At 65.2% G+C, this 8,303-nt stretch carries 6 protein-coding genes; 1 reads left to right on the top strand and 5 read right to left on the bottom strand.

Annotation, left to right across the window (positions count from 1 at the left end; all coding sequences use genetic code 11):
* Nucleotides 1-202: 202 nt before the first annotated feature.
* Nucleotides 203-1,042, bottom strand: a complete 840-nt coding sequence (gene speE, locus ACEWQ0_RS04005; RefSeq protein WP_476484585.1) for a polyamine aminopropyltransferase — start codon at nucleotides 1,040-1,042, stop codon at nucleotides 203-205.
* Between the two features lie 193 nt (nucleotides 1,043-1,235).
* On the opposite strand from speE, the gene speA reads away from it, so the two are divergent.
* Nucleotides 1,236-3,098 carry a biosynthetic arginine decarboxylase gene (gene speA / locus ACEWQ0_RS04000; RefSeq protein WP_476484584.1) on the top strand — a complete coding sequence of 621 codons (1,863 nt, stop codon included), beginning with the start codon at nucleotides 1,236-1,238 and terminating at the stop codon, nucleotides 3,096-3,098.
* 46 nt (nucleotides 3,099-3,144) lie between these two features.
* On the opposite strand, the gene ACEWQ0_RS03995 is transcribed toward speA, so the two are convergent.
* From ACEWQ0_RS03995 to argS, 4 genes are all read right to left on the bottom strand, one after another.
* Nucleotides 3,145-4,527, bottom strand: coding sequence for an alanine/glycine:cation symporter family protein (locus ACEWQ0_RS03995; protein WP_476484583.1), 1,383 nt, complete (start codon nucleotides 4,525-4,527; stop codon nucleotides 3,145-3,147).
* A 62-nt stretch (nucleotides 4,528-4,589) separates the two neighbouring features.
* Nucleotides 4,590-5,720, bottom strand: coding sequence for a patatin-like phospholipase family protein (locus tag ACEWQ0_RS03990; RefSeq protein ID WP_476482011.1), 1,131 nt, complete (start codon nucleotides 5,718-5,720; stop codon nucleotides 4,590-4,592).
* A 5-nt stretch (nucleotides 5,721-5,725) separates the two neighbouring features.
* Entirely contained in the window at nucleotides 5,726-6,268 is a 543-nt protein-coding gene (locus ACEWQ0_RS03985) for an SPOR domain-containing protein (protein WP_476482010.1), read from the bottom strand.
* Nucleotides 6,269-8,026 carry an arginine--tRNA ligase gene (gene argS, locus ACEWQ0_RS03980; RefSeq protein WP_476484582.1) on the bottom strand — a complete coding sequence of 586 codons (1,758 nt, stop codon included), beginning with the start codon at nucleotides 8,024-8,026 and terminating at the stop codon, nucleotides 6,269-6,271.
* Nucleotides 8,027-8,303 lie beyond the last annotated feature (277 nt).

The raw sequence follows: 8,303 nt of genomic DNA, 5'->3' as shown, positions 1-8,303 counted from the left end.
TCTGGAGATCGCTCCTGCAACGGCGGGCGCCAAGGCCCTGCCGGGTGGCGCGCAGGGCACGGTGGATCAATCACCAAGCGCAAGCCACCGGCTTCGACCAGCACCATATCGCGATCTGGAGATCGCTCCTGCAACGGCGGGGGCCGGCACCCTGCCGGTGGCGCGAACCGGACGAAAAGACATCACCGTCTCGAAACCACCCCTACGGCAACTGCGTCGCCAATGCCCCCACGTGCACGCCGGGATTGAAGTAGCGCGTCTCGATGCCGCTGGCGTCAAAGCGCTCGGCGCTGACCGGCTCGATGGGCCCGCCCTTGCGCGCCTGGGTCACGGACCACCAGCCCGAGGGATAGCACGGCTGCGGAAACCCCAGCGTCCGGATGGTGGAAAACCCGGCCTGGTCCATGTTGGATCGAATACCGGCGATGAGCTTCTGATGCAGCAGCGGCGACTCGCTTTGCTGCACAAACAAGCCGCCCTCGGCCAGAACCCGATAACAGTCGGCAACGAATTCCGGGCCGAACAGGCCCTCGGCCGGGCCGATGGGATCGGTCGAGTCGACGATGATCACATCCAGGCTGTCGGGCGCGAGATTTTTCACGTGCGCCAGGCCGTCCTCGAAGATCAGTTCGGCGCGCGAATCTTCGTTGCGCTCACAGAGTTCGGGAAAGTGCTTTTCTGAAAGGCGGGTGACCTGCTCGTCGATCTCGACCTGGGTACAGGCTTCCACGGTGCTGTGCGCCAGCACCTCGCGCAGGGTGCCACAGTCGCCGCCACCGATGATGAGCACGCGCTTCGGGTCCGGGTGCGAGAACAGCGCGGGGTGCGCCATCATTTCGTGATAGAGAAAATTGTCGCGCGCGGTCAGCATGACGAAGCCGTCGATCACCATCAGATTGCCCCAGTGAGTAGTGCGGTAGATGTCGATGGTCTGGTAGTCGGTGACCTCGCGCGCGATATGCGCCTCGATGGCCCAGGACTCGGCGCTGCCGGCCTCGGAGCACAGCTCGGTGAACCACTTGCGGTCAGTGGGAAGCGTCATGTATCGATCAGGATGATGACCAGCCCGCATGGTAACCCGCTGCCGAGCCTTTCAAAACCGAAAACGCCAGGGAAAACACGGAAAGAAGGCCTTTCGACCGTACTCCTGAGGTTCATTTTCCGTGTGCTTGCGTGTTTCCGGTGGTTTCATCTGCGCACGTCCGCCATCAGGATCGTCCATTACAATCACCACCATGACCGACGACACCATTGCCCGCGCCCGCCGACGCTACGCTATCGAGCGCTGGTCGGAGGGCTACTTCGGCATCGACCCACGTGGCCGGCTGCTGGCCCGCCCCGACCGCGAGCGCGATCTGGTTCTCGACGCGGTTGTGGCGCAGGCCCGTGAGCAGGGACTGCGCCTGCCCATGCTGCTGCGCTTTCCCGATATCCTGCACGCGCGCGCCGGACAGTTGCGCCAGGCCTTCCAGGCCGCGATCGACGAACACGGCTACAGCGGCAACTACCACCCGGTCTACCCGATCAAGGTCAACCAGCAGGCCAGCGTGGTGCAAACGCTCACCCGGGTCGAGGCCATGGGCCTGGAAGTGGGCAGCAAGCCCGAGCTGATCACCGCGCTGGCGGTCAGCCGCCCCGGGCGTCTGATCATCTGCAACGGCTACAAGGACGCCGCCTACATCCGCCTGGCGCTGAGCGCCACCAGGCTGGGGCTCAAGCCGATCATCGTGATCGAAAAGCCCGGCGAGTGGCCGCTGATCCGCCGCGAGGCCGAGCGCCTGGGCATCACGCCCGAGCTCGGCGTGCGCCTGCGCCTGTCGTCGCTGGGCTCGGGCAACTGGCAGAACACCGGCGGCGAGCGCGCCAAGTTCGGCCTGGCCGCCAGCCAGCTGCTGGCCTTGACTGAATCGCTGCGCGCAGGCGGCTGCCTGCACTGGTTCAGCCTGCTGCACTTCCACATGGGCTCGCAGATCTCCAACCTGCGCGATATCCAGCGCGGCGTGCGCGAGGCCGGGCGCTACTTCGTCGAGCTGGCGCACGCCGGCGTCGATATCCGCCGCCTCGACATCGGCGGCGGCCTGGGCGTGGACTACGAAGGCGGTGGCACGCGCAGCTTCTGCTCGATGAATTATTCCGTGGGCCAATACGCCCAGGCGATTGTTGCAGGCTTCGCCGAGCTGTGCCGCGCCCACGGGCTGACCATGCCGGATCTGGTTTCGGAGTCCGGCCGTGCGCTGACCGCGCATCATGCCGTTCTGATCACCAACGTTACCGCGACTGAAACCCCGCCGCGCGCGCTCGGCAGCGGCGCAGAGGGCGACCCGCCGGTCATCCGCGCCCTGGCCGAGGTGCTGGCACAAGCCAACGAGCGCGAGCTTGAGGAAAGCTTTCTGGAGGCCGAGCATCTGCTCGAGGAAGGCCGCAACCTGTTTCTTCATGGCGACCTCGGGCTGCCCGATCGCGCCCGGCTGGAGCCGCTCCACAATGCCATTCTCGAGCGCGTCGCCAGCCGGCTTGATTCCGAGCACCGCCGCCACCGTGAGCTGGGCGAACGCATCCGCCATCGGCTTTCGGCCAAGTACTTCATCAACCTGTCGATCTTCCAGTCGCTGCCCGATATCTGGGCCATCGACCAGGTCTTTCCGATCGTGCCGCTGAGCCGGCTCGATGAAGAACCCACCGAGCGCGCCGTGCTCGAGGACCTGACTTGTGATTCCGACGGGCGCATCGACCACTACGTCGACCGCGGCCTGCTCGAGCCCACCCTGCCCGTCCACCGCATCAGCTCCGACGAAGTCTATCTGCTCGGCATCTTCCTGGCCGGTGCCTATCAGGAAACCCTGGGCGACATCCACAATCTGTTCGGCGACACCGACAGCATTGATGTGCACCTTGATGGCAGCGGCTTTCGGCTGACCAACGCCCGCGCCGGCGACAGCGCCGAGCGACTGCTGGAGCTGGTCGGATACCAACCCGCCGAGCTGCTGGCGGCCTGCCGCGAGCGCGTGGCCGCCGCCGACCTGGCGCCCGAACAGGCCCGGGCACTGGAGCAGCTGCTCACAGACGGCCTGTCGGCCTACACCTACCTCGAGACCTGATGCGCTCGGGGTTGTTCAGAGCCCGGCCTGTGATCCAACCAGGCAGTCAGTCTTCAGGCTCGACCGGCCGGGTGCTGTCGCGCAGCTGGTTGAAATAGGCCAGCTTCTCCTTCGTCATCACGCCACCCAGCAGCAGCAGGGCGATCAGGTTGGGCGCGGCCATCAGGCCGTTGAAGGTATCGGCAATGTCCCACACCAGCTCCAGGCCGCCAACGGCGCCGACGTAGAGGAACAGCAGAAACAGCAGCCGGTAGGGCAGCACCACCCGGCGGCCGAACAGGTATTGCCAGCTCTGCTCACCGTAGAAATTCCACGTCAGCATGGTGGTGTAGGCAAAGAAAGCGATAGTCAGGATGATGATGTAGCCGCCCGGGCCGGGCAGGCCGGTGGCAAACGCCGTGCTGGTCAGGTCGGCACCGGTTTCGCCGGTTTCGATCGCGCCGGTGACCAGAATCACCAGGGCCGTCATGGTGCACACCACCAGGGTATCGATGAACACCTCCCACACGCCCCAGAAGCCCTGGCGGAAAGGCTGGTTGCGTGCCTGGGCGTGCACGATGGAGGCTGAACCCAGGCCCGCTTCGTTGGAGAAGATGCCGCGGGCGATACCGAAACGTACCGAGGCAGCCACCGTGGCCCCGGCAAACCCGCCGATGGCCGGTGCCGGCTCGAAGGCGTGGCGGACAATCATGGCAAGGGCGGCGGGAATCTCGCCGACATGGATGGCCAGAATACCGAGCGCCCCGGCCAGGTAGGCGACGGCCATGATGGGCACGATCTTCTCAGCGGTGACCGCAATGCGGCGAATGCCGCCGAGGGTGACTGCACCGACCAGCACCACCAGAATGGCGCCGCTGAGCCAGGCCGGTATTTGAAACCCGGTATCGAGCGACTGCGCCACGGTGTTGGACTGCACCATGTTGCCGATGCCGAAGGCGGCGACGCCGGCAAAGAAAGCGTAGAGCATGCCCAACCACTTCCAGTGCGTGCCCAGGCCTTTGTCGATGTACCAGAACACGCCGCCGGAGACGTGGCCGTCGGCGTCGACATGACGATACTTCACGCCCAGGGTGGCCTCGGCCATCTTGGTCGCCATGCCGAAAAGCGAGACCACCCACATCCAGAAGATGGCGCCCGGTCCGCCCAGGGCAATGGCCGTGGCCACGCCGGCGATGTTGCCCACGCCGATGGTGGCCGCCATGGCCGAGGTGACGGCCTGAAACGGCGTGATGGCGCCATCGTCAGTGTCCGTCTCGCGCCGAAAGACGCGCCCGAAACTGTGCTTCCAGGCATGTCCCAGATGACGGAACTGGAAAAAGCCCAGACGCAGGGTCAGATAAACGCCGGTACCCACCAGCAGAACCATGAACGGCGGGCCCCAGACAATCCCGTTGAGCCAGCTGTTGGCGGCAGTGATGAGCTCCAGCATTCAGATTCCCTCTTGGTTTGCTTCAGTCGGGCCAGTGTCGCCCGCGAATACACTAGCCGAAATCACCCGCTTACGGAAACCCCCTGTCCCAGGAGTTCGATGATTTCCGACTGCTGCGCCATGCCGTCGCGGTAGCCCAGCTCGATCAGCTCGCGGCAGAACTCGGCCTCGAACAGCAGATAGCTGGGCAGCCGCCCTTCGCCCCAGGCACCAACCCCGCGCAGCAGCGTGCGAACGCTGGCCGGCACCCGGTGACGGTGGCGCATGGCAATCTCGCGGACGTCTTTCGACGGCTGGATCAACAGGGTCTTGACCTGCCGCAGGCCGGTTTTCGCGCGCTGCTCTGTCGGCATCAGCTCGAGCGTGCGATTGATACGCTCGAGGCGGGCCAGATCGTTGGTCAGATAGTCCATGAAAATGGCATCGAGCAGATAGCCGCCGACCTCGCCCAGCGTGGGGTAGGCAACGTGCGCGGTGGGTTCCGGGTCGGGGCGTACGTCGCGGGTGCCGATGATGAGCATGCGATCGGCGCCCATCCGGATGGGCGGGCTCAGCGGCGTGATGTGGCGCATGCCGCCGTCGCCGAAATACTCATGCCCGATACGCGCGGCTGGAAACAGCAGCGGCAGGGCGGCGCTGGCCAGCAGGTGTTGCGCGCCGATGGTTGCCCGACGGCCGATGCGCTTGCCTGCCTGCCAGCCCTCGATGTGCGCGCCGGCCTGAAAGAAGGTCACCGCCCGGCCGGACGAATAGCCCGAGGCGGTCACCAGCAGCGCCTCGAGCACGCCGGCATCAACCGATTGCCGGATGCCCTCGACATCGAGCTCGCGCTCGAGCAGACGGCCCAGTGGCTGGTTGTCGAGCAGCGATCTGGGGTTGGCCACGCCCAGGCCGCCAAGCGTCATCGAGGCCAGCCAGTGCAGACCCCGGCCGAGGATATGCGGCCAGTCGGTGCGATAGATGTGATGGCAGCGGAAGTTGCCCCAGAAGTGCTCCAGACGGCGCGCCCCGTAGGCAAAGTCGCCCGCGTGGCTGGCCATCACGGCCGCATTGATTGCACCCGCCGAGGTACCGGCAATGATCGAGAACGGCGCCGTAGTGCCGGGCAGGAGCTCGGCCACGGCTTGCAGCACGCCCACCTGATAGGCACCGCGCGCGCCGCCCCCGGGCAGCACCAGCGCGGCCCGTTGCACCGAGCTCATCCGCCGCGCAGCACCATGGCCTCGAAGCCGTTTTCGAGCAGGCGCCGGCGCGCGCCGTCGGCGGCCCTGGCGCTGTCGAAAGGACCGGCCCGCACACGATGCCAGGTGACGTCGTCAACGGTAACCGACTGCACGGTCGCATCAAGGCCCAGCAGGGTCACGCGGGCCCTGAGGCTGTCGGCATCTTCGGCCGTGCGAAAGGAGCCGACCTGCAGAACATAAGGTCCCTGCGTGGCCGCTTCGTTGCTGCGTTCGCGCGCGCGCTCTGCAATTTCCTCGCGCGGCACCACGACCTCGCGCTCGGGCAGAACGGTGAAGAAGTCGTACTGGCGGCTGCGCTCGCCGGTGGTTTCTTCGGCAATCGGCGGCTCGTCCCGGCCCGAAGGTGCGCGGACATCTTCCGGCGCGTCGCGGCCGGGAAGATAGCCGCCCAGCCACGCCAGAGTGGCCAGCACCAGGCCGCAGACCAGCCCGGCACCAAAGGTGAGCAGCCCGCCGGCCGCGCTCGAGCCGCCTCGTTTGGCCTGACGACGTGTCATCTACATTTCCTTCGGCGCGGACACGCCGATCAGCTTCAGACCGTTACGCAGAACCTGGCCCACGGCCGCCACCAGGTTGAGCCGGGCATTGCGCAGGTCTTCGTCGTCAATCAGAAACGGCGTGGCGTTGTACCAGGAATGAAAGGTCGAGGCCAGCTCGTGCAGGTAGTGCGCCAGCAGGTGGGCCGCCCGCTGCCGGGCCGCCGATTCGATCAGCTCCGGGAAGCGTCCGACCATGCGCAACAGCTCCTGTTCATGGTCGGTCGTCAGGCGCTCGACGGCGACCTCGCCAATGGCCTGATTGTGGCGCAGGCCACGGCTGTCGAGCTCCCGGAACACGCTCATGATGCGAGCGTGAGCGTACTGGATGTAGTAGACGGGGTTATCGTTGGCGCGCGACTTGGCCAGGTCGAGATCGAAGTCCAGATGCTGCTCGTGGGAGCGCATGACGTAGAAATAGCGCGCGGCATCCTTGCCCACTTCCTTGCGCAACTCGCGCAGGGTCACGAAGCTGCCCGAGCGCGTCGACATCTGCACCTTGTCGCCGCCACGATAGAGAATGGCGAACTGAACCAGCTGGAATTCAAGACGGTCGGGCTCTTTGCCCAACCCGGCCGCGGCGGCCTTCAGTCGCGGCACGTAGCCGTGATGGTCCGCGCCGAAGACATAAAGCGATGTGCCGCTGCAGCGATCGAACTTGTCGAGCAGATAGGCGACGTCGGAGGCAAAGTAGGTGCTGCGGCCATTTTCGCGCACCACGACTCGATCCTTGTCGTCACCCAGCTCGGTCGCCTTGAACCACTTCGCGCCGTCCTTTTCGTACAGCCAGCCGCGCTCGTCGAGCTGCTCGAGCGAGCGCGCGAGCGCGCCGCTGGATTCGAGCTCGCGCTCGGAAAACCAGCGCTGAAAATCGACACCGAACTCTGACAGATCATTGCGGATGTCGGCCACAATCGACTCCAGCGCGGCCTGGAAGCAGGCCTGATAGCCGGCATCGCCCAGCAGCTCGCGAGCACGGCCGATGAGCGCATCGGTGTGCTTTTCCGCGTCACCCTCGGGGGCATCCGGCGGCAGGCCCTCGCTGACGGTCATGCCGGCATGCCGCAGTTCGTCGCCATGACTCTGGCGCACCTTGCGCGCCACGTCGTAGATATAGTCGCCGCGATAACCGTTGGCCGGGAACGCGACCTGCTCGCCGCTGAGCTCCAGATAGCGCAGCCAGACCGATACCGCCAGAATATCCATCTGCCGGCCGTGATCGTTGACGTAGTACTCGCGGTGGACACGATGACCGGCGGCCTCGAGGATGTTGCCCAGACTGGCGCCGTAAGCCGCGCCGCGACCATGACCGACGTGCAGGGGCCCGGTGGGGTTGGCGCTGACGAACTCGATCAGGATGTCCTCGCGGCTGCCCTCGGCCGCCCGACCGTAGCCGTCGCGCTCGGTGAGGATGTCGCGCAGCACGACCTTGAGATAGTGCGTGCTGGCAAAAAAATTGAGAAAGCCGGGGCCGGCCACCTCGACCCGCGCCACCCGCTTGGACGCCGGCAACCGGGCACGCAGCTTTTCGGCCAGCTCGCGCGGTGGCATAGAGGCTTGCCGGGCAAGTACCATGGCGATATTGCAGGCATAGTCACCGTGGCTGCGATCACGGGTATGTTCGATCTCGATGGCGGGATCGATGTCGGCCGCCAGCTGGCCCTCGCGCTTGAGATAGCCGAGCGCCTGGCTGATCAATTCCTCGATATGAACGCGCATGTTTTGCCAAACTGCGGAAACAGCAGGTATTGTAACGATGCGCGGGGGACTTGTGACCGCAAGGTTATCCACAGATCCTGTGGATAACTCTGTGAACAGAATCGGGAAGATGGCGTCCGGAGCCTGCTGCCAGCACAATGTCAGCAGATTGGACAACTTCTCGCCATAACAATAAAGTGAGTAAAATCAACAAGATGTGTTGGAAACAGAGAGTAAAGGGAAACTCAGGGGCGCTAAGGTGCTGTTTCTTGTGCGGCGGCACCATCATGTGTATAAG

The organism is Wenzhouxiangella sp. YN9 (assembly GCF_056324165.1).
Note: the sequence above shows the minus strand (reverse complement) of the source record. Positions and strands in the feature narration are given on the sequence as shown.